A 22,307-nucleotide genomic window follows, 5' to 3' on the forward strand; every position below is an offset into this window, starting at 1 on the left:
CGATCCGAGCAAGATCGAGGCAAGCCCGGTGCGCAAGTCGGTCCCGGCGGCGATACTTGCGGCGACGGATGACCACGGGGGAGGTCACGGTGACGTACACGCCGAAGAGCAGCACACCACCAGAAGCGAGCTCCGGCCTGCCCATCCTGCCGGCCGTACCGGCCCAGCCCGCCCCGCCGGCCCCGGAGGGCCCGCCGGCCCCGCCCCCCTCCCCCACCCCCCGCTCCCCCCAGCGCACCGCGTTCGCCGAGGGCCTCGACCGGCTGCGCACCGCCGCCACCACCGAGCCCGGCCGGCTGCGCATCATCGGCGCCCTGCTGGCAGCGCTCGTCCTCGCCTTCGGCTCGGTGACGGCCTGGCAGACGACCGACCGCGCGGCCGCCGCCGACGACGTCCTCACCAGCAGCCAGCCCCTCACCTCCGACGCGGCCGACATCTACCGCTCCCTCGCGGACGCCAACACCGCGGCCTCCAGCGGCTTCCTCGCCGGCGGCCAGGAACCGGCCACGTCACGCGACCGCTACGAGAAGGACATCCGCACAGCCGCCGAGAAGCTCGTCAACGCGGCCGCCAACGCGGACCCGGACTCCCCCTCCACCGCGACGATCGCCGAACTCAACCGACTCCTCCCGCAGTACAAGGGCCTGATCGAACGCGCCCGCACCTACAACCGCCAGGGCTTCCCCGTCGGCGGCGCCTACCTCCGCTACGCCAACGAGAAGATGCAGCAGCAGATGCTCCCGGCCGCGGAGGACCTGTACGAGAAGGAGAACCGGCGCCTGGAGGCGGACTACGCGGACGCCCGCCCCTACCCCTGGGCGGCCATCGCCCTCGGCGTCCTCGCCCTCGCCGCCCTCGCCTGGTCCCAGCACCGCACGTACCGCCGTACGAACCGGGTCCTCAACCACGGCCTGGTCGCCGCCACGGCCACCGCCACGGCCGTCCTGCTCTGGCTGGTCGTCGGCCACAGCGTCGCCCGCGCCGCCCTCGACGACTCCCACGACCACGGCGTCCGCTCCCTGAACGTGCTGCACGACGCCCGCATCGCCTCCCTCAAGGCACGGGGCAACGAGAACCTCACGCTGGTGGCCCGGGGCGCGGAGACGAAGAAGGTCGGCGACCGGACCTACGACGCCTACGACTACGACTTCGGCACGGACATCAAGGCCCTGGGCGCCCACCTCGCCGCCGCCGGGAAGCTCGCCGACGACCCCTCGGGCGAACGCCCCGTCACCACCGCCGTGGGCAACATGAAGGAGTGGCAGAAGCGCCACTCGGCCGCCCGCGAACAGGACGAGAAGGGCAACTACCAGCAGGCCCTCGACCTGGTCATCGGCGCCGAGGGCGCGACCGGCGAGTGCTTCGACAGCGTCGACGCGAACCTGCGCGCGGCGCTGGCGCACGAGGAGAGGGAGTTCAAGCGCGCGGCGGGCGACGGCAGGGACGCGCTGACGGGCCTCCCGGCGGGCGCCGCGGTCCTGGCGGTCCTGGGCGCCGCGGGCGCGGTACTCGGCATCGGCCGCAGACTCTCGGAGTACCGGTGAACGGGCCACGGACGAAAGGAGGAGGCAGGATGCGCGGCAGTCTCAAGGGCTGGGGCGGGGTGACCGCGATGGCGGTCGTCTGCGCCCTGGTGGCGGTCCTCGCGCTCTGCCTCCCGAAGTCCGCCGTGCCCCCGGGGACCACCGGGACCGATCCCGTCTCGACCCGCACCACGGACACCACCGCGATCACCGAGGCGGCGGACGAGGACTGCGAGGCCCCCGAGAAGCAGACCCTCTCCCCCTCCTCCGCCGACGGCCCCACGATCCAGCAGATCAAGAACCGCGAGGGCGAGAAGCGCAAGCTGATCGTCGGCGTCGACCAGAACAGCTACCGCTGGGGCTACCGCGACCCCAACAGCGGCGAGTCCGCGGAGCTCGAAGGCTTCGACATCGACCTGGTCCACCGCATCGCCGAGGACATACTCGGCGACCCCGAGGCCGTCCAGTTCAAGGCGATCCCCACCGACCAGCGCATCCCGGCGATCCAGGACGGCCGCGTGGACATGGTCGTCCGCACGATGACGATCAACTGCGCCCGCATCAAGGACGTCGCCTTCTCCGCGCCCTACTTCAAGACGGGCCAGCAGGTCCTCGCCCCCAAGTCCAGTCCCGTCACGGGCTACGACGGCTCCCTCGCCGGCAAGAGGATCTGCACGGCGGCCGGTTCGACGGCGTACTCCACGCTGGAGGCGGACCGGAAGAGCGGTGACCTCCCGGCGACCACCGACATCTCCACCACCGTCCCGAACCAACTCGACTGCCTGGTACGGCTGCAGCTCGGCGAGGTCGACGCGGTCGTCACCGACGGCGCCCTCGCGGCGAGCCAGGCGGCACAGGACCCGACGGTCCAGCTCAAGGGCGACGCCTTCACTGCCGAGTACTACGGCGTGGCGATGAAGAAGGACGCCGACGATCTGGTACGCCGGGTCAACCGGATCCTGGTGGACTACCGCGAGGACACCGCGAACGGCTGGCAGGCGTCGTACGAGAAATGGCTGTCGGCCACACTGGGCAAGGACGCGGGGAAGTCGGAGCCCCCGGCACCGCGGTACCTCCGCACCGGCTGAGGGCGGCCGGGACCGAACAGTGCATGAGCCCCAACCCCCCTACCGGCACAACCGCAGCGAGAGGTGATCGATGGGCGTCACGGGATCCACCGGGCCGGTGATGGACCGGGACGAGGTGGACCGTGCGCTGGCGCGGCTCGGCGCGGAGCACGAGGCGATCGAGACCTCGCTCCTCGCCCTGCAGGACCACGCGGGCCGCAGGCTCCTGGAGGGCGCCGAGCTCACCGGCGTGACCCGGGAGCGCTGGGCGGCCACGGAGGCGTCGATCACGCTGCTGTGGACGTACTTCGACGCGTACACGGACGCGCTGCGCTCCGCCCGGGACATCCGGGCCCGCCGCCGCTGGTCCAGCCGCGAGGACCTGGCGGAGCTGACGGAGCTGTTGTCCGGCGAGTCGGTCACGGTCGCGGGCAGCGCGGCCGCGATCGCCAACGCCCCCACGCTGCACGGTGCTTCGGGCAGGCTCAGCGAGCGCTACTCGCTCGCCACGCTCGTCGAGCGGATGAACGAGCTGTACGCGACGAGCCTGAACGTGGTGGTCGCGGCGGACGCGGTCTGGTCGGCGCTGCCCGCCCGGATCGACCTGCTGGCGGCCGAACTGCAGCGCACCCGCCGCCTCGCGCACTCGGTCGGGGTGCGCCCCGGCGAGCATCCGGCGGGCGACGACCTGGAGCGCATCACACGCACGCTGACGAAGCTGCGCGAGCAGGTGGTCTCGGACCCGCTGGCGTTCTGGCAGCCCGCCGAGGGCAGTTCGGCACCCGGCGGCGGCCGGCCGGACACGACGGTGTACGACCGTGAGGCGCGCGCCCTGGAGGACGTGCGGCGGGAGATCGACGCGGTGCTGACGGTGCGCCAGGACGCGGAGAAGCGGATCGTGGCGCTGCGGGACGTCCTCAGCCGCGCGGACCGCACGCTCGCCGAGGCGCGCACCGCGCGCGGCGAGGTCCTGGCGAAGATCGCCGCGACGGAGGTGCCGGTCGTCAGCGGCCCGCCGACGGCGCTGCAGGAACAGCTGGCCACGGCCGCGGAGTACCGCAGGCAGGGGCAGTGGCACCGCCTGTCCCCGCTCCTGGAGTCGCTGGAGGAGAAGGCCGAGGACGAACTGCTGCGCGCCCGCGAGTCGTTGACGGCCGTCACCGCGCCCCTGGCGGTCCGCGCCGAACTGCGCGGCCGGCTCGACGCGTACAGGGCGAAGGTGGCCCGGCACGGCTTCGCGGAGGACGCGCTGCTGGTGGAGCGGTACGAGAAGGCGCGCCGCATGCTGTGGAGCGCCCCCTGCGACCTGCGCGCCGCCGAGCAGGCCGTGCTGCGCTACCAGCGGGCGGCCGCCGAACTGCTCGGCGGCCCCCGCGTGCCCGGCCAGGACGTGCCCGGGGACGACCGGAGGGGGCACGGCGCATGAGCGACGAGGGGGAGGCCATGAGTCAGGCACCGCACGAGCCGCCCGGCCCCGCGCGCAGCTGCCAGCGCCCCACCTGCGAGGGCGCGTACGAGGACGTGGGCGGCGGCGAGCTGTACTGCGACACCTGCGGCCTCGCCCCGGTCGTGGCGCCTGGGGATCCCCCCGCTGGGGGAGGCATGGTCGGTTCGCCTCCCACCGGCGTCACGGCGGGCGGCAAGGGCGGTTCCCGCGGGTCCTCGGGAAGCGCCGGTTCCCGCTCCAGCGGCCGCAGTTCAGGTACGTCGTCGCAGTCGTCGAAGTCGCGCCGGTCGGTGTCGGGACGTCTGTCGCGCTCCCTGTCGGGCGGGTCGGCGGGCCGCTCGGTGTCGGTGCGCAGCTCCGGTTCCGCCGCCGGTTCGTCGTCCCGGGGGCGGCTGGGAGCCGGCCTGGTGCAGGTGCCGCCGATCCCGCGGCCCGACCCGCGCGAGATGGTCCTGGACCACCCCGAGGTGCCCGAGCGCAAGCGGTTCTGCTCGCGCTCGGACTGCGGCGCGCCGGTGGGCCGGGCCCGCGGCGACCGGCCGGGGCGCACGGAGGGCTTCTGCACCAAGTGCGGCCATCCGTACTCCTTCGTGCCGAAGCTGAGGGCCGGGGACGTGGTGCACGGCCAGTACGAGGTGGTCGGCTGCCTCGCGCACGGCGGCCTGGGCTGGATCTACCTCGCCGTCGACCGGGCGGTCTCGGACCGCTGGGTCGTCCTCAAGGGCCTGCTGGACACGGGCGACCAGGACGCGATGGCGGCGGCGATCTCCGAGCGCCGCTTCCTCGCGGAGATCGAGCACGCCAACATCGTGCGGATCTACAACTTCGTGGAGCACCTGGACCAGCGCACCGGCTCGCTCGACGGCTACATCGTGATGGAGTACGTCGGCGGCAAGTCCCTCAAGGAGATCGCCAACGCCCGCCGCACGCCGGAGGGCAGGCGCGACCCGCTGCCGGTGGAGCAGGCCTGCGCGTACGGCATCGAGGCCCTGGAGGCGCTCGGCCACCTGCACGGCCGGAACCTGCTCTACTGCGACTTCAAGGTCGACAACGCGATCCAGACCGAGGACCAGCTGAAGCTGATCGACATGGGCGCGGTGCGCCGGATGGACGACGAGGAGTCGGCCATCTACGGCACGGTCGGCTACCAGGCCCCGGAGGTGGCGGAGGCCGGCCCGTCGGTGGCGAGCGACCTGTACACGGTCGCGCGCACCCTCGCCGTGCTGACCTTCGACTTCCAGGGCTACACGAACGTGTACGCCGACTCCCTGCCCGACCCGGACCACATCGAGGTCTTCCGGCAGTACGAGTCGTTCTACCGCCTGCTGGTGCGCGCGACGGATCCCGACCCGGCCCGGCGCTTCGCCTCCGCGCAGGAGATGACCGAGCAGCTGACGGGTGTGCTGCGCGAGGTCGTCTCCCTCCAGACGGGCCGGGCCCGTCCCGCGCTGTCCACCCTGTTCGGTCCGGAACTGCGGGTCACGGACACGGAGTTGTTCCCGGAGCTGGACGGCGAGGTGTCCCGGCTGGGCGCCCGGGTGGTACGGACCGGGCGCCGCCCCGCCGCCGTGGCGCCTCCCGCACCCGGGACGCCCGCGGCCGCGTTCCCCTCCGGGCCCGGGCCGGTCGGGCAGGCCGGTGGGGCGCACGCTCCGGCGCTCACGCCCGGCCCCACCGCGCCCGGACTCGTCAAGCCCGTCGACACGTCCGCCGCCGCCCTCGCCCTGCCGGTGCCCCGGGTCGACCCGACGGACCCCAACGCCGGTTTCCTCGCGGGTCTGATGACCTCGGCCCCGGCCGAGCTGCTCGGCGCCCTCGCCGCCGCCCCGGCCCCGTCGACCGAGACCCGGCTGCGGCAGACCCGGGCCCGGCTGGAGACGGGGGACCCGGGCGCCGCCCTGCGGACGCTGGCCGAGCTGGAGGGAGAGCGGCCCGACGACTGGCGCGTGGTCTGGTACCGGGGCCTGGCCGCCCTGGTCACCGGCGACGACGAGGGCGCCGCGCTGGCCTTCGACGCCGTCTACGACGCCTTCCCGGGCGAGATCGCGCCCAAGCTGGCGCTGGGCCTGTGCGCGGAGGTGCTGGGCCAGCTCGACAACGCCGCCGAGTACTACCGGCTGGTGTGGTCCACCGACCCGAGCCACGTGAGCGCCGCCTTCGGGCTGGCCCGGGTGCAGCTGGCCACCGGGGACCGGCGCGGGGCCGTACGGACGCTGGAGTCGGTCCCGGAGTCGTCCATCCACTACACGGCGGCACGCGTGGCGGCCGTCCGGGCCCGGCTGCGGCAGCGCGCGGCGACGGCCTCGGACACGGCCTTCCTGGAGGACCTGACGGCCGCCGCGGCGCAGGTGGAGGCGCTGGAGGCGTACGGTCTGGATCCGGCGCGCCGCGAGCGGCTGTCCGCCGAAGTCCTCGGTTGCGCCCTGGACTGGGTACTCTCCGGGGGCCAGGGTTCCGCCCCTCCCGCCGCCGGAGGACGGACGCTGCTCGGCAGCGGCCTGGACGAACGGGGCCTGCGCTTCGGCCTGGAGCGTTCGTACCGCACGCTGGCCCGGCTGGCGCGGGGCGGCGAGGAGAGGATCGACCTGGTGGAACGTGCCAATCGTTACCGCCCCCGGACGTGGGTGTAGTTGATGTCGCAGATGCCCCAGTTGTCCGCCTGCCCGAGTTGCGAGGAACCCCTCGAATCGGGTGACCGTTTCTGCGGCGCGTGCGGATACGACCTGTCCGCCGTGCCGGCACGGCCGGAGGACAACCCGACCATTGCCATGAACGGCTCGGTGCCCGCGCAGGGCGCTCCGGCCGGCGCGTATCCCGAGCCCCCGTCGGCGCCACCCGCCGGCGTGGCCTGGCCCGTCCCCGGGCCGGACGGCCCGGGCGCCCCGGGAGGGGTGCACCTGCCGACGGACCTGGCGGGCACCGGCCCGGGCGGCTCCGCCCTGCCGCCGGGCACGCCCCCGCCCCCGAGCGCCCCGCCGGCCCCGGCCGCGGGCGTCCGCTTCGACCGGCCGGCGGAGCCGGGCGGTCACGCCGCCGGGGCCGGCCCGGCCCAGCCCGACGAGTACCTCCTCCAGGCACCGGACCCACGGGTGTCCGCCGACCCCGCGGAGCCCGCGGGGTCCGGCGGCAAGGTCTGCGTGGCCTGCCGAGCCGGCCGCGTGGACGACGACGGCTACTGCGAGAACTGCGGCCACGCCCAGCCGCGCGAACGGGACCACATGGAGCAGGAGTCCGGCCCGGTGGCCGCGGTCAGCGACCGCGGCCTGCGCCACCACCGCAACGAGGACGCGTTCGCCATCGGCAGCACCGCGCTGCCCGACGGCTCGCCCGCCTCCGTGGCGATCGTCTGCGACGGCGTCTCCTCGGCGACCCGCCCCGACGACGCCTCACTGGCGGCGTCGCGGGCGGCGAGCGAGTCCCTGCTGGCCGCCCTGCCCCGGGGCACGCACCCGCAGCAGGCGATGCACGACGCGATCGTCGCCGCCTCCCGCGCGGTCAACTCGCTGGCCGGGGAGCCCGCCACGGCACGCGAGCACGCCCCGCACCAGAACGCCCCGGCGTGCACCATCGTCGGCGCGGTGGTGACGCCGGGCCTGCTGATCGTGGGCTGGGTCGGCGACAGCCGCGCCTACTGGGTGCCGGTCGACCGCGGCGCTCCCCCGGCCCGGCTCACCGAGGACGACTCCTGGGCGGCGCAGATGGTCGCCGCGGGCCTGATGAACGAGGCCGAGGCCTACGCCGACGAGCGCGCCCACGCGATCACCGGCTGGCTCGGCGCCGACGCCTACGAACTGGAGCCGCACACCGCCGCGTTCAAGCCGGACCGCCCGGGCGTGGTCGTGGTCTGCACGGACGGCCTGTGGAACTACGCGGAGGCGGCCGAGGAGATGGCCCGGGTCGTCCCGCTCGACGCGGCCACGCATCCGCTGCACAGCGCCCGGGTGCTCGTCGGCCACGCCCTGGACGGCGGGGGCCACGACAACGTAACAGTGGCCCTGGTGCCGTTCCCCGCCGTCCCCCAGGGGGCAGGATCGGCCTGAGGCCACGTACGGGGACGCCTCGGCGGACCGGAGGGGACTGGTCCGCCTACCGTCATCACCCTGCCGCGGCGGGGGCTTTGAAGGGGGATCGAAGCAGGCATGGCCAATTTCTCGAAGTCGAGCGTGCCCCGGTTCTCGGTGGACGTCTACCAGAACGAGTACCTGCCGGAGGGCTCCGGCGAGGTCAACGCCATCGTCACGGTGACGGCCACCGGCGGCGGCACGATCGGCAGCGCGGTCGCGGCGCCCCACCTCTACGCGCCCGGCGAGGGCCCGTCCGCCGCCGTGGCGGTCATGGTCGACTGCTCGGGGTCGATGGACTACCCGCCGACCAAGATGCGCAACGCCCGGGACGCCACGGCCGCCGCGATCGACACCCTGCGCGACGGCGTGCGCTTCGCGGTGATCGGCGGGACGCACGTGGCCAAGGAGGTCTACCCCGGCGGCGGCCGGGTCGCGGTCGCCGACGCCACGACCCGGGCCCAGGCCAAGCAGGCGCTGCGCTCGCTGAGCGCGGGCGGCGGGACGGCGATCGGCACCTGGCTGCGCCTGGCCGACCGCCTGCTGTCGTCGGAGGACGTCGCCATCCGGCACGGCATCCTGCTCACCGACGGCCGCAACGAGCACGAGTCGCCCGAGGACCTGAAGGCCGCGCTCGAGGCGTGCGCCGGGCGCTTCACGTGTGACGCGCGCGGCGTGGGCACCGACTGGGAAGTGAAAGAAGTCACAGGGATCGCCTCCGCCCTGCTCGGCACGGCCGACATCGTCGCCGACCCGGCGGGGCTCGCCGCCGACTTCACGCGGATGATGGAGACGGCGATGGGCAAGGAGGTCGCGGACGTCTCCCTGCGGCTGTGGACCCCGGTCGGCACGACTGTGAAGTTCGTCAAGCAGGTCGCCCCCACGGTCGAGGAACTGACCGGCCGGCGCACCGAGGCGGGCCCGCGCGCGGGCGACTACCCCCTGGGTTCCTGGGGGGACGAGTCCCGCGACTACCACCTCTGCGTGCAGGTGCCGCCCGCGCACCTCGGCCAGGAGATGCTCGCGGCCCGGATCTCGCTGGTCGTCCCGCAGCCCGACGGCAGCGTCCAGAACCTCGGCGCGCAGGGCCTGGTGCGGGCCGTGTGGACGGACGACATGGCCGCCTCCACGTCGATCAACCCGCAGGTGGCCCACTACACCGGGCAGGCCGAACTGGCACAAGTCATCCAACAGGGGCTGGACCTGCGCAAGTCGGGCGATATCGACGGAGCAACGGCCAAACTGGGCCGGGCCGTTCAGCTCGCGAGTGCGTCGGGGAACGCCGATACTGCGAAACTGCTTGCGAAGGTGGTGGACGTGGTCGACGCCGCGACCGGTACTGTGCGACTGAAGGCGAAGGTCGAGGAGGCCGACGAGATGACGCTCGAGACCCGGTCCACCAAGACCGTCCGCGTGAAGAAGTGACCTAGAAGAGATCGAAGGAGGGACGCGCCGACATGCCGACCTGCCCGAACGGACACCAGTCGGGTTCCGACGACTGGTGCGAGGTCTGCGGTCACCGCATGGCGGGTGCCGTGCCTCCGCCTCCGCCGCCGCCCCCGCCCGGCGGCGGCTACGGCTTCCCGCCCCCCGCCGGTCCCGGCGGCCCGGGCGGCCAGCCCGGCGGCCGCCCGCCGCACCTGTCCGCCGTGCCCAGCGCCGAGCCGGAGCTCTGCCCGCAGTGCCGTACGCCCCGTGAGGGCGGCGCGCCGTTCTGCGAGGAGTGCCGGTGGAACTTCCTGACGAACACGGCGACCTCGTACACGCCCGCGGCCCCGCCCCCGCCGGCCCCCGGCCAGGGCGTGCGCTTCCAGCAGCCCGGCCGGCCCGGCCCGTCGGGTCCGTCGTACGGCGGCGGGGACGGGTTCGACTACCAGAGCTCGCGGCCCTCGCAGATGAACCGCCCGGCCGAGCCGATCCCGCCCTTCGGCGGCGACCCCTCCGGCCGGCCCGGCCAGGGCGGCCCCGGCGGTCCTCCCGGACCCGGCGGCCACCCCGGCCAGGGCGGTCCGGGCGGCCGCCCCGGCCCCGGTGGTCCCGGTGGCCCCTCCGGCCCGCCCGGATTCGGTCCCGACCCGTCCCGTCCGGTCCCGCCACCGCCCGGCCCGGGCGGGCACGGCGGCCCGGGCGCCCCGCAGGCCTACCACCAGTCCGGCCCGCCGGCCCCGCCCGGATTCCCGCAGGAGACCCGGCGGCCGCCGCAGCAGGGCGGGCCGTCCTTCGGCGGCGGTGAGGACGACTGGGTGATCTCCCCGCCGACCACCGGCCCGGGTGGGCACGGCGGCCCGGGCGGCCCCGGTCAGGGTGGTGGCTACGGCTACCCGCAGCCCGGCGCGACCCAGGCCCCGCCCGGCCCGGGCGGCTTCCCGCAGCAGCCGCAGGCCCCCCAGGGCCCGGCGACCTGGACCGCGACGATCGGCCCGGACCGCGAGTACTTCATGGCGATGATGCAGCGCTCCGGCCCCGAGGCCGCGGGCCTGAACCTGCCCGCGTACTCGCCCGAGCAGCAGCGCACGCTCACCGGAAACCAGATCACGATCGGCCGCCGCCGGCACTCCACCGGCGACACCCCCGACATCGACCTGTCGACACCGCCGGAGGACCCGGGCGTCTCGCACCAGCACGCGGTGCTGGTGCAGCAGCCCGACGGCAGCTGGGCGGTCGTCGACCAGAACTCGACCAACGGCACGACGGTCAACGGCTCCGAGGAGCCGATCCAGCCGTTCGTCCCGGTACCGCTGCAGGACGGCGACCGGGTGCACGTCGGCGCCTGGACGACGATCACGATCCGCCGCGGCTGAGCCCGTCCGGCCGGCTCGTCAGGACGCTCGTCAGGACGGGAGGGGCCAGGCGTACGGCCCCTCCGGGTCGTCCAGCCAGGCCCACTCCCGGTCGCCGCTGACGGTGATGCCGTAGCGCTCCCGCTGCGGTCTGCCCTCCTGCTCCCACAGCGCGTGCGCCTCCTGCGGGGCGAGGGTGCCGCGGGTCAGGGCCAGCAGGAAGCGGAACAGGTCGTCCTCCCTGGCCCGGTGCGGCACCCCGCCCAGCTGGAGCGGTCCGGCCCCGGGCCGGCTCCCGCCACGCAGCGGCACGAAGTAGGCGGGCGTGTGCAGGAACCGTCCCTCGGCGTGTCCGGCGTCGCCGACCGTGAGCACGATCAGGCCGGTGGCGAGCGGCATGAGCACCCGGCCGCCGGGCCGGCACTGCGCGAGCCAGGCCCGGGGCACGGTGCTCAGGGCACAGGTGGCGATGATCCGGTCGAACGGCGCCCGCTCGGGCACGCCCCGGGCGCCGTCGCCGGTGACGACGACCGGGTGGTACCCGGCCGCCGCCAGGTGCCGGCGGGCCGACTCGGTGATCTCCGGGTCCAGGTCGACGGTGGTGACGTGGTCGTCGCCGAGCCGGTGGGCGAGCAGCGCGGCGTTGTACCCGGTCCCGGCGCCGATCTCCAGCACGCGGTGCCCGTCCCGCACGTCCAGGGCGACCAGCATGTCCGCCATCAGGGAGGGCTGGCTGCTGGACGACAGCAGCTCACCGTCCCGCAGCCGGGTGGCCAGCGGGGTGTCCTCGTAGGCACCGCGCAGCCACCGCTCGCGCGCCGCGCGCTCCGGGCTCTCCCCCCAGCGGCGTTCGAAGCCCCCGGCGACGGCGACGTAGTAGTACGGCACGAAGAGGTGCCGCGGCACCGCCGCGAACACCTCCCGCCAGACCGGGTCGGCGGCCCAGGCACCGCCCGCCTCGATCCGCCGGACCAGCGCCGCCCGCGCGGAGGCGGCGAGTGTGTCGAGTTCCCTGCCGGGTGCGTGGCCGCCCATGTCTCCACAGTAAGGCGAGGATCTTCGCCGGGGTCCTAGGTCTTGAGTCCTATGCCGGTGCGTCTGAGACCATGGACGGCGTGAAAGAGATTCGGCGCGGCACGCTTCAGGAGCAGACCTTCTACGAGCAGGTCGGCGGGGAGGAGACCTTCCGCCGGCTCGTCCACCGTTTCTACGAGGGAGTCGCCGAGGACCCGCTGCTGCGGCCCATGTACCCCGAGGAGGACCTGGGCCCGGCCGAGGAGCGCCTCACGCTCTTCCTGATCCAGTACTGGGGCGGCCCCACGACGTACAGCGAGAACCGCGGCCACCCCCGCCTGCGCATGCGGCACGCGCCCTTCACGGTCGACCGCGCGGCGCACGACGCGTGGCTGAAGCACATGCGGGTCGCCGTGGAGGAGCTCGGCCTGTCCGAGGAGCACGAGCACACGCTGTGGAACTACCTGACGTACGCGGCGGCGTCCATGGTGAACACCCCGGGCTGACCTGCCGGGGCCGGCGGGGGCCGGTCAGCGGACGCTGACGTCCAGCGCCCCGAGCCCGGCCCGCCGTACGGCGACCGACCCGTAGGGCGTGCGCAGCCGGAGCCAGGCCCCCGACGAGAACAGGGCGGGCGGCGCCCCGGGCCGCAGGAAGCCGAGCGACTGCGCCGCGTGCACCGCCCGGACGGGCAGCCGGGTCTCGCCGACGGTCCGGGACCAGATGTCCCGCCCGATCCGGTCCAGCTCGGCGCGGGTGCGCCGCTCGTCGGGCAACTCCCGCGTACGCGCGCGGAACTCGGCGACCGCGGCGGCCACCACGGACCGCAGCGCGTCCGGCGCGGGCAGCCCCGGCTCGGGCCGCCAGCCGCCGCGCGGCGGCAGCACACCGGCCCAGGGCGGCCCGGTCACGGCGCCCGGCACGACGGCCGTGGCGCCCTTCTCGTCCACCGACTCCAGGAGCTCTCCGGCGGACACGGTCACGTCGAGCGTGACGTCGAGCCCGTTCTCGTACGGCTTGGCCAGCCGTACCGCGCGGATCGCCAGCACCTCGAAGGACGGCGGCCGCCCGAACACGGCGAGCGCGGTGCCCGCGCCCTGGAGGCGCACCGCGGCCCCCCGGTCGTAGTGGAGCAGCCGGGAGAGGAAGGCCGCGAGATCCGCCGCCTCCCCCCCGTCGGCCAGGTGGAGCACCGTCATGCGGCGACGGCCTCCTCCTCGTCGTCGTCCATGTACTCGCTGAGGAACTCCCGCTCCTCCGCGGTGATCCGGCGCGGGCGCTGCGCCTCGAAGTCGAACGGCACGATGACCGTCGAGGCGCGCACGTAGACCTGGTCGCCGTCCTTCACCTCGTAGGCGAGGGTGAAGGACGCGGCCCTGATCTCCGTGACCCACAGCTCGACGTCCACCGGGTGGTGCCGGTGGACGAGCTGCCGCTTGTAGTCGATCTCATGGCGAGCCACCACGGACCCCTGCTGGAAGTCCTTCTCCGGGCGGAACAGGAAGTCGATACGGGCCTCCTCCAGGTAGCGGAGGAACACCACGTTGTTGACGTGGCCGTACGCGTCCATGTCCGCCCAGCGCAGCGGGCAGCGGTAGATGTGCCGCAAGATCAGCCCCGGGTCAGCTTCTTGTAGGTGGCGCGGTGCGGACGGGAGGCGTCCGGGCCGAGCCGCTCGACCTTGTTCTTCTCGTACGACTCGAAGTTGCCCTCGAACCAGAACCACTTGGACTCGCCCTCGTAGGCGAGGATGTGCGTGGCGATGCGGTCCAGGAACCACCGGTCGTGGGAGACGACCACGGCGCAGCCGGGGAACTCCAGCAGCGCGTTCTCCAGGCTGGAGAGCGTCTCGACGTCGAGGTCGTTGGTCGGCTCGTCGAGGAGCAGCAGGTTGCCGCCCTGCTTGAGGGTGAGCGCGAGGTTCAGGCGGTTGCGCTCACCGCCGGAGAGCACACCGGCCGGCTTCTGCTGGTCCGGCCCCTTGAACCCGAACGCGGAGACGTAGGCACGGCTGGGCATCTCGACCTGGCCCACGTTGATGTAGTCCAGCTCGTCGGAGACGACGGCCCACAGGGTCTTCTTGGGGTCGATGTTCTCGCGGCTCTGGTCCACGTACGAGATCTTGACGGTCTCGCCGACCTTGATGGAGCCGGAGTCGGGCTCCTCGATGCCCTGGATCATCTTGAACAGCGTGGTCTTGCCGGCGCCGTTCGGGCCGATGATGCCCACGATGCCGTTGCGCGGCAGCGTGAAGGAGAGGTCGTCGATGAGGAGCTTGTCACCGAAGCCCTTGGTGAGGTTGTTGACCTCGACGACGACGTTGCCCAGGCGGGGGCCCGGCGGGATCTGGATCTCCTCGAAGTCCAGCTTCCGCATCTTGTCGGCCTCGGCGGCCATCTCCTCGTAGCGGGCCAGACGCGCCTTGGACTTGGCCTGCCGCCCCTTGGCGTTGGAGCGAACCCATTCGAGCTCCTCCTTCAGCCGCTTCTGCCGCTTGGCGTCCTTCTGCCCCTCGACCTTCAGGCGGGCGGCCTTGGTCTCCAGGTACTTGGAGTAGTTGCCCTCGTAGGGGTAGAGGCGACCGCGGTCGACCTCGCAGATCCACTGGGCGACGTTGTCGAGGAAGTACCGGTCGTGGGTGACCGCGACGACGGTGCCCGGGTACTTGGCCAGGTGCTGCTCCAGCCAGTTCACCGACTCGGCGTCGAGGTGGTTGGTGGGCTCGTCGAGCAGCAGCAGGTCGGGCTGCTCCAGCAGCAGCTTGCACAGCGCGACGCGGCGGCGCTCACCACCGGAGAGGTTGGTGACGGCCCAGTCGCCGGGCGGGCAGCCCAGGGCGTCCATGGCCTGCTCCAGCTGGGCGTCGAGGTCCCAGGCGTTGGCGTGGTCGAGCTGCTCCTGGAGCTTGCCCATCTCGTCCATGAGCTCGTCGGAGTAGTCGGTCGCCATCTGCTCGGCGATCTCGTTGAACCGGTCGAGCTTGCCCTTGATCTCGGCGACACCCTCCTGGACGTTCTCCAGGACGGTCTTCTCCTCGTTCAGCGGCGGCTCCTGGAGCAGGATGCCGACCGTGTAGCCGGGCGTGAGGAAGGCGTCACCGTTGGACGGCTGCTCGATCCCGGCCATGATCTTCAGGATCGTCGACTTGCCGGCGCCGTTCGGGCCGACGACGCCGATCTTCGCCCCCGGCAGGAAGCTCGTCGTCACGTCGTCGAGGATCACCTTGTCGCCGTGCGCTTTGCGCGCCTTGCGCATGGTGTAAATGAACTCAGCCAAGAGAAACCGTCCGGCAGCTTGAAACTGGCAGTGGGCAGATACACCCCATCTTGCCGTACCGCCACCCCTGGGTGGAAACGCGTATGAGTGGGGGGCTGTGACCTGCGGCTTCGTGGTTGGCGGCCGAGACTCGTTTGTCACTGTCGGTCGCCGTTGATCGGCCTCGGGCACCCTCGCACGGCCCAGAGACGGCCCAGGGGTGATCATTCGGTGGCAGCAATGTCCGGGGTTGGGTCACCGTCGCGGCGTGAACGGCAGGGCTCGCCCTCACCCTTGCAAGACGTGGACGCACTGAAGCACCGGCACAGTCCGCCCGCGCGAAAGTCTGTGCCTACCGGTTGATCGGGATCTCGTAGACGATCTCGCAGTGAGCGGCAGGCACGACGATGTCCGCTGTCTCGACGGGCCGCCCCTGGTCGCTGTAGTACGTCCGCCGGATGTGCGTGACGAGTGCGGCCTTCTGGATGCCCAGAAGAGAGGCCTCCTCGGCGGTCGCCTGTCGCGGTTCCGGCTGCTCCACGGCGTGGCTGACGGTGACACCGATCGCGGCCATGCGGTTCACGACACCGGCCCCAGCGTGCGGGCCTCCCTCGGGGAGAACGACGAGGGTGCCGGCGGTGAGGTCGTAGGGCTCCCAACTCGTCGACAGCTGCACCGGCCTGCCGTCAGCCAGGAACTCGTATGACGTCCTGACGCACAGGTCGCCCTCGCTGATGCCCAACCGCGCCGCGATGTCGGCCGGGGCGGGGACCTTGGCGTCGGTCCGGCTCTCCCAATCTCCTTGCCTGCCCACGGCCTTCATGTCCGCCCGGAAGGGAGATCCGCTGGGCTGCTCGCGCGCAGACGACCGGACAACCCGCACCCGTTGTCGAGGCTCGGCGACGTAGGTCCCTGATCCGGCGCGGCCTTCCAGCACGCCCTGGGAGATCAGCAGTTCCTGGGCCCGGCGAACCACGTTCTCGCCCACGCCGCACTCCTGGCCGATCTGGGCACGGGAGGGCAGCCGGTCCCCCGGCTCCCACACGTGCTCCGCGATCCGCCGCCGGAGTTCGTCGGCGATACGGAGGTAGGGCGGCTGCTCAGACATATGGAAAATCTAGTCCACTAGCTCTAATCTAGTTAACTAGCTTCACTCAAAGTGATCGCCGGTGACGGAGGCTGCCCTGTGCCCGCTTCGGGAGTTCGTGCGGCAGCCATCGCTGCCCGGCTGTCCGACCTCGGGCTTCCCGCGCGCTTGGAAGAGCACGACCGGCACACGTCGGTCGAGGCGGAGGTACCGGAATCACTCACTGCCGACTTATGGCGGGAGGTCCTTGAAGCGGTGGCTGAGGCCGATCGATTCGGGCTTCTCGCCACCAGCCTGAATGGCCGCACCCTCTGGGCGGTCGTACGCAAAGCGGTCCCCACGACGGGCGATGTCGGGGGACCGAGCCATCAGCGATAGGAGCTGACCAGCGTGCTCAACCGTATCCGCCGTGCCGCCTCGCTCACCCGAGCGCGGTACTTCCCCAAGGGCAGGCACCGCCGCCCCTTACGGCCGTCCCGGCCGACACCCGCCCCCGCTTCCTCTGCATTCGCTGACGAGCCGACGGCCGTCCTGGGCCAGGACCTCGACAGGGCGAGTTGCTGGCAGCCGCTCAGGGGCGAGGACACCGCACTCGTCCGTCCCTACGTACTGGCGCACGAAGAACGCGCACGACGGCACCCGACGGTCGTCATCGCTCCGCGGATGCCGACCGACGCCTGGACGACACTCCTGGGGGTCCACTGATGCCCTCGCAGCGGCAGACTCTTGGCCCGGACGCCTCGGCCACCTCGTACCGCTCGACCGCTTGCCAGATCGGCACGCACTCCGCCTGCGCGGAGTCGTCTCCGGAATCAGCGCCGGTCGACCTGCCCTTGATCTACGAGGCGTGCGAATGCGTGTGCCACTCGGCACCGGGGCAGTCCGGGCCCGGGAGTAGGGCTGTGAGCGACTCCGCATCCACTGGCACGCCGGCTCCGAACGTCGAGATCACCGAGAGGCGCACGCAGGGATGACAACACAGGACGAACTCAGACTTCTCCCGTGGGCGGGACCGGACGGCAAACCGTGCTACCTGAGCACCGATGACCAAGGCGGCTACGTGTCCCGCCTGGCGGACCACATCGAGGCCTTCCAACTCGGGATGGCGTCCCAACTGCTGGAGCACTCAAACCAGGTACTCGACGACGAGACCGAAGACCTAGAGGAGCTCCATCTTCTCGCCGCCAATTTGACCAGCGCTTTGCGGGACGTGCTGCGAGTAGCGACCAGCCGAGGACGAGGACCCGTCGCGCGGGCGCGCCCCTGAGCGGCACTTAGTTGCTGCACAGCCACAACTGATCATCGGCGGCCGTGACCTGCGGCCGTCTTATCTGTCGACTTCCTGACCTGCTGCCGAGCTGTCGGCACCTGTCGACGTTGGTCACCATTGAGTGCCCTTCCACGGCCCGAGGACGGCCCGGGAGGGCGCTCGCGCGTGAGCACCGCATTAGGAGTTCGATCGCTCCTCGGTACCCCCGGGGCGCTACCCGGCCAGGCTGGCCATGCCAGACCGCTTGAGAGTGCTGACCTCCGGAGCCGTTGATGTCACTCGTGGATGTCAGGACGGTGTAACCGCGTGGGCTCGCTGGCACGCTGGTTCCGTCCTTGATCTGTAGCGCATCAAGGCAAGGACCGTGGCGACTAACGCTCGCCAGGTATCAACGGCGTCCTTGAACGCATCTTGAGGGCCGTACCGTGACGGCGCAGGAACCGAAAAATCCGCCCATGTGTCTGACCGGCTGGCGCTACGCTCCCGCTCATGACGACTGCTCCACGCCAGCGCTTCTCCACCCGCGCTGGCCTCGCCGACGCATTCAGCGATGGTGCCCCTTACGAGGGCGTGCCGTCGCACCTTCGTCAGCCACTGACGGCCTGGTTGCACGCTCAGCTCGGTCGTGGCGAGTACCGAGAGCAGCCGGACCACGGCCTGGCCATGGTGCTTAGCCTTCGACTCCGCATAGACCCTTCTCCGTACAGCAGCTCTCTCGACCGACTGCTGGGGGCCGAGGGGGCGGAGTTGCTAGACGTGATTGATGCGTTGCTGGCCTACCGGGCGGATCAGAGGCAGAGCGCGAACTCACGCAATGCCGCGCATGTCCTTGGCGTGCTGCTGACCGAAGGAGGGTCTGCCTATCGGGTGGCTGATGACTTGAGTGGACTAGAGATGCGCGTAGCCACGGCTGTCCGGGGCGCCGTGCAACAGACAGTCTCTGACGCTGCGAGCTCCCTTCCTGCCGGCTCTGCTGCCGACCATCTGGCTGCAGCGTGGGCGGCGGCCTACGGGCTGCATCCCGATCCCGTGCGGGCCTATAGTGAGGCCATCAAAGCGGCTGAGTCCGCTGCCCATGCCGTCGTTGAGCCGAACAACGCAAAGGCGACGTTGGGCACGATGATCCGCGTGATTCGTAACTCGCCCTCACGGTTCACCACTGCTCTCTTCAGCCCTGCTGGCAAAGACCCCGTCGTGCCTGTGGAGGCGATGATGCGCGCCCTGTGGGAGGGCCAGACCTCTAGGCATGGCGCGCAGACTGGCACGGTGCCGGAGACGCCCGAGGCGGCCCAAAGTGCCGTGCATCTCGCTGCGACGCTCGTGCAGTGGTTCACCTCCGGCGCCGTGATACGGACTCCGTAATAGCTATGGCGGAATCGCACCCATGATCTCTTCGTCCCGAAGCAACTTGGGATGCTCGCTGTCCTTGAGTCGCTGCGCCTGCCACCTGGGCTGATAATTCGCTGACGTCCACGGTTTGTTCGCCGTTGTTCGTGGGCTTTATCACGCAGTCAGACACTCACCCGATGCTGTGCTCGTGCGGAGGAATCACCGGTGAGACGCTTCTGAGCGCTGCCCTGCGAGCACCTTGCCCGCGTCGTCTGGCCTGGCGAGTGCCGTAGGCCCTGCACCACGGGGGAAGGCTAGGCAAGCACGCTGCGGGGCAGACTACTTGGCGGCACAGACAGAGGAGCCATTGGGCAGTTCGTTCGAGGGTACCGGTCGATTTGGGGGACACGTGAGCTTGGCGGTTCAACTTCCAGCCCTGATAGGCGTAGTGATCGGCGGGGTCGTCTCCTTCGCTGGCAGTGCACTCTCTGAGCGATTCCGGTGGAAGCGGGATGTGCAACGGGAGTGGAGCCAGCGCAGATTCGAGGCGTATCGAGAGCTAATCCATGTAGCACATGTTCAGGTTGGGGCTGCGCGTTCGCTTGCTACGACAAGAGGTCTTCTCGAAGGCCCCCCTCCTGCCTCCATTGAAGACGGAATGAAAGAGATCGCCGAATCTGATAGGCGTCTGGCGCTCGCATACGAAACGGTACAACTGCTCGGAGATGAGCAAGTAGGTAGGGCTGCACATGCCTTCCGTTCTGCGTTGTGGGAACTAAGTGACTACGCCCGCGGATTGATTGACGTGGACGCAACGGAGTGGGAAAAGGCATACAAGAGGTATCGGATATCGCGCGACGAGTTCCATGCAGCCATACGTCGCGATCTCGGTATAGCCGGGGGAAGTTACCGGCGTAATACGGAAGGTCTTTCCTCTCGTCCCCCCACTGCTGGGTCGCCGTGAGATGGCAGATACTGCTATCCGAGCTCGCCACTGTGAAAGCCCCGCTTTAGGAGAGAGGCTGGGTGATCTGGGGGCTGAGCTGCGGCTTGGCCAGTCGAGGAAGCGAGCGGGTGCCCGACCGCGGGGCGCCGGTGCTGACCGTGGCTGACCCCTGCATCTGGCACGCTTGTGGCACGAACCTCAGCCGACGACAGTCAGCTACGACAGCGGGCGCGCCGACCGACCAGGCGCGCGTGTGCCTCGCTGCACCCCCACCGGTAGCAGCCACGTCGCTCTACGCGACCGAGGAGCAAGCCGCATGACGCATCATCCGACGAGGTGAAGGGCGCATCACCGGCCGTTGCCACGCTACCGTGTTGAGATGGCGGTACGCCTGAATGGGGCTTGAGGAAGAGGGGGCTATGCCACAGAGCGCCAGCAGCAACAAGATCAACCCGCGTGCTTACATCGCTCTGGCCGACGCACTCACGGTGATCTTCTGGAACAAGCCACCCTTTGAGCGGTATCTCCGGGGGATGCTGCAAGACCACAGCGAGCTTTTGGCGCGGCTCGACTTCAGCACCACCAAGCGCGAAACCTCTGGTCACCTGGTTGATCTCCTCCGGGCCAATGAAGCCCGGTACCGAGACCTGACCATCAAGCTCATGCTTGACATCGCGGAGATGAAGCGGTTTTCGAACCTGGAGCAGCAAGTAGACCGGGACGAGATGGTGGCCCGTGCCGAAGCCGCCGTGGCCGAGCTGCGCGAGTGGACCGAGCACCAGCGGTCCGTCATCCAGGAGCACGAGGACCACGCAGCCACCATTGCCGACAGCGCCAGGCAAGCTGAGCAGGCCCGGCTGTTCAACGCCGACCATGAGGCCCTGAAGCTACGCTTCTTCGAGCTGCACACGTCCAGTGACCCGCACCGGCGCGGCACCGACTTTGAGGACTTCATCAACAAGTTGTTTGGGCTGTACGACCTCGAGCCCCGGGCGTCGTACAGCCTTGACCATGAGCAGATCGACGGCGCGTTCACCTATGCCACTGACCACTACGTCCTTGAGGCCAAGTGGTGGAAGGAGGCCATTGGCCGCCGGGAGCTGGACGTGTTCAAGAACAACATCGAGCGCAAGGGCAAGAACACGCTGGGCCTGTACGTCAGCATGAGCGGCTTCACCTCAGATGCACTGGCCGTCTACAGCTACAGCACACCCTTCATCACGATGGACGGCAGTGACTTCATGGCGGTCCTGGAGCAGCGCATCCGCCTAGACGACCTGATCGCTCGCAAACGCCAGCACGCCAGCCAGACCGGCCACTGCTATCTGCCGGTGTCGGCCATCTTCTCGGGTACTGACTGACTGGCCGGTTTAGACCACATTGAAGCCCTCGATCTCTTGGACCTGCATCACTAGGAAGCCTGTGAGCTGTATGTAGGCCCTCATTGCGCGGTTCGTGGCGCGTGCTCCCGGTCGACGACACTGGCAACGTGGCTGAGGCCCTCTGGCCGGCACACGACGACTGTGCCTGAGCCCTCAGCCTGGGAAGCTGCGAGCATGTGCAACCTGGCCGGGCGCTGACCTGGGTGAACACTCCCAGCACGGACGTTTCAGGACGGGCTTGCTTTCGCCGTGATTCCCCGCTGCTCTCCGCTCGATCTGGTGCGGTTGTGGTGCAGTGACTGCGGCTTGGATCTTGGTAGTTGTCGGGCGGCGGCGCGTTGGATGCCAGAGGCCTGCAACCCGAAGGTGGCTTGGGGAGGGGGGCCGGTCGGTCACCTGCCCTACCTGAGAACCGAGTTGCCAGTTCTCGATGCCATGCTTGGTTCGCGTTCACATCTAGGGGGCCTCATGCCACTCGTCGTCATCCAGCCCGCGTACGGCAATCCTGCCGCTCGACGCCACTGGAAGGACACCCTCGACATCCCGGTCGACTTCACCACAGATCCTCGGGCCGACCTGCTCACGCCCGACCAGCGCAAGCAGCTCAACGAGTTCCACCCGAGCGGAGCCGCCCGGTTCTGGGGAGCAACCAGCGCCCAAGACACAACGCATCTCACCGCCAGGTCCGCGCCCGTGTCGCGCACGCTTTCGCCCACATGAAGGCTTGGAAGATCCTCCGTGACTGCCGCCTGAAGGGCGACGGCGTCCATCAAGCGATGAGCGGAATCGCCCGCCTACACAATCTCGCAATCGGCAGATAGACGAGCAGTAGACGAGTATCTACCCTGCCCAGATTTCCGGCCCCTGTTTGACGATGACGAGTCCGTGAGCCCGGTCGGATGGCCAGAGATCCACCTGATACAGGAAGTGGTCACCAGGACCGCCCTTGGTGTCGGCCGACGGTGGTCCGGCTGGGACGTAGGAGACCCGAGCACGTAGCAATCCAGCGGGAACAGTCATGCGCGGCCCGTCGGCAGGGTCGGTCCCGGGGCTAGGCAGTTTCGTTTGGATCACCGGGCGGACCAGAGGAAGATGCCCGCGATGTGGAGTCCGGCCAGGTAGATGGCGGCGGTCTTTTCGTAGCGG

18 protein-coding genes and 1 pseudogene are annotated in these 22,307 nt (G+C 70.8%); 14 read left to right on the forward strand and 5 right to left on the reverse strand.

Annotated features, from left to right (window positions below; genetic code table 11):
* Nucleotides 1-89 precede the first annotated feature (89 nt).
* The 7 genes from AC07DA_RS27215 (at nucleotide 90) to AC07DA_RS27245 (ending at nucleotide 10,899) form a co-directional block, all read left to right on the forward strand.
* A complete protein-coding gene (locus AC07DA_RS27215) occupies nucleotides 90-1,544 on the forward strand; it encodes a hypothetical protein (RefSeq protein ID WP_479130826.1) in 1,455 nt (484 codons plus the stop codon).
* A 29-nt stretch (nucleotides 1,545-1,573) separates the two neighbouring features.
* The gene (locus AC07DA_RS27220) at nucleotides 1,574-2,611 is read left to right on the forward strand and encodes a glutamate ABC transporter substrate-binding protein (RefSeq protein ID WP_479130827.1); all 1,038 of its coding nucleotides are present in this window, start codon (nucleotides 1,574-1,576) and stop codon (nucleotides 2,609-2,611) included.
* 70 nt (nucleotides 2,612-2,681) lie between these two features.
* Nucleotides 2,682-4,016, forward strand: coding sequence for a coiled-coil domain-containing protein (locus tag AC07DA_RS27225; protein WP_479130828.1), 1,335 nt, complete (start codon nucleotides 2,682-2,684; stop codon nucleotides 4,014-4,016).
* A complete protein-coding gene (locus AC07DA_RS27230; protein ID WP_479130829.1) occupies nucleotides 4,013-6,667 on the forward strand; it encodes a serine/threonine-protein kinase in 2,655 nt (884 codons plus the stop codon). The genes AC07DA_RS27225 and AC07DA_RS27230 overlap by 4 nt, the downstream gene beginning before the upstream one ends.
* Nucleotides 6,668-6,670: 3 nt before the next feature.
* A complete protein-coding gene (locus AC07DA_RS27235) occupies nucleotides 6,671-8,077 on the forward strand; it encodes a PP2C family protein-serine/threonine phosphatase (protein ID WP_479130830.1) in 1,407 nt (468 codons plus the stop codon).
* A 99-nt stretch (nucleotides 8,078-8,176) separates the two neighbouring features.
* Nucleotides 8,177-9,523: a vWA domain-containing protein gene (locus tag AC07DA_RS27240; RefSeq protein WP_479130831.1), complete on the forward strand. Its 1,347-nt coding sequence runs from the start codon at nucleotides 8,177-8,179 to the stop codon at nucleotides 9,521-9,523.
* Nucleotides 9,524-9,555: 32 nt separating this feature from the next.
* A complete protein-coding gene (locus tag AC07DA_RS27245) occupies nucleotides 9,556-10,899 on the forward strand; it encodes an FHA domain-containing protein (RefSeq protein WP_479130832.1) in 1,344 nt (447 codons plus the stop codon).
* A 30-nt stretch (nucleotides 10,900-10,929) separates the two neighbouring features.
* On the opposite strand, the gene AC07DA_RS27250 is transcribed toward AC07DA_RS27245, so the two are convergent.
* On the reverse strand, nucleotides 10,930-11,913 hold the full coding sequence (locus AC07DA_RS27250; protein ID WP_479130833.1) for a methyltransferase domain-containing protein: 984 nt from the start codon (nucleotides 11,911-11,913) through the stop codon (nucleotides 10,930-10,932).
* Nucleotides 11,914-11,984: 71 nt separating this feature from the next.
* Here AC07DA_RS27250 and AC07DA_RS27255 point away from each other — a divergent pair, with 71 nt between their 5' ends.
* Nucleotides 11,985-12,398 (forward strand): globin, encoded by a 414-nt coding sequence (locus AC07DA_RS27255; protein ID WP_094055540.1) that lies wholly within the window; start codon nucleotides 11,985-11,987, stop codon nucleotides 12,396-12,398.
* Nucleotides 12,399-12,422: 24 nt separating this feature from the next.
* Here AC07DA_RS27255 and AC07DA_RS27260 read toward each other — a convergent pair whose 3' ends face one another.
* From AC07DA_RS27260 to AC07DA_RS27275, 4 genes are all read right to left on the reverse strand, one after another.
* Nucleotides 12,423-13,091, reverse strand: a complete 669-nt coding sequence (locus AC07DA_RS27260) for a DUF8185 domain-containing protein (RefSeq protein WP_479130835.1) — start codon at nucleotides 13,089-13,091, stop codon at nucleotides 12,423-12,425.
* Nucleotides 13,088-13,501: an acyl-CoA thioesterase gene (locus AC07DA_RS27265; RefSeq protein WP_479130836.1), complete on the reverse strand. Its 414-nt coding sequence runs from the start codon at nucleotides 13,499-13,501 to the stop codon at nucleotides 13,088-13,090. The genes AC07DA_RS27260 and AC07DA_RS27265 overlap by 4 nt, the downstream gene beginning before the upstream one ends.
* Nucleotides 13,502-13,503: 2 nt before the next feature.
* Complete coding sequence (ettA, locus tag AC07DA_RS27270; RefSeq protein WP_094055543.1) at nucleotides 13,504-15,168, reverse strand: energy-dependent translational throttle protein EttA; 1,665 nt, start codon at nucleotides 15,166-15,168, stop codon at nucleotides 13,504-13,506.
* 331 nt (nucleotides 15,169-15,499) lie between these two features.
* Nucleotides 15,500-16,255 carry a GntR family transcriptional regulator gene (locus AC07DA_RS27275; RefSeq protein WP_479130837.1) on the reverse strand — a complete coding sequence of 252 codons (756 nt, stop codon included), beginning with the start codon at nucleotides 16,253-16,255 and terminating at the stop codon, nucleotides 15,500-15,502.
* Nucleotides 16,256-16,333: 78 nt separating this feature from the next.
* Between AC07DA_RS27275 and AC07DA_RS27280 the strand changes: the two genes are divergently transcribed.
* From AC07DA_RS27280 to AC07DA_RS27305, 6 genes and pseudogenes are all read left to right on the forward strand, one after another.
* Entirely contained in the window at nucleotides 16,334-16,612 is a 279-nt protein-coding gene (locus tag AC07DA_RS27280) for a hypothetical protein (protein WP_359789972.1), read from the forward strand.
* Nucleotides 16,613-17,204: 592 nt separating this feature from the next.
* Complete coding sequence (locus AC07DA_RS27285) at nucleotides 17,205-17,501, forward strand: hypothetical protein (protein WP_479130838.1); 297 nt, start codon at nucleotides 17,205-17,207, stop codon at nucleotides 17,499-17,501.
* A gap of 492 nt (nucleotides 17,502-17,993) precedes the next feature.
* Nucleotides 17,994-18,866: a hypothetical protein gene (locus AC07DA_RS27290; RefSeq protein ID WP_479130839.1), complete on the forward strand. Its 873-nt coding sequence runs from the start codon at nucleotides 17,994-17,996 to the stop codon at nucleotides 18,864-18,866.
* Between the two features lie 1,332 nt (nucleotides 18,867-20,198).
* Complete coding sequence (locus AC07DA_RS27295; protein ID WP_479130840.1) at nucleotides 20,199-21,140, forward strand: restriction endonuclease; 942 nt, start codon at nucleotides 20,199-20,201, stop codon at nucleotides 21,138-21,140.
* A 489-nt stretch (nucleotides 21,141-21,629) separates the two neighbouring features.
* A complete protein-coding gene (locus AC07DA_RS27300; RefSeq protein WP_479130848.1) occupies nucleotides 21,630-21,881 on the forward strand; it encodes a hypothetical protein in 252 nt (83 codons plus the stop codon).
* Nucleotides 21,824-21,982: pseudogene (locus AC07DA_RS27305) on the forward strand (IS5/IS1182 family transposase); the annotation flags it as partial. The gene AC07DA_RS27300 and the pseudogene AC07DA_RS27305, both read left to right, overlap by 58 nt.
* Nucleotides 21,983-22,307 lie beyond the last annotated feature (325 nt).

This window comes from Streptomyces sp. NPDC044921, assembly GCF_056432865.1.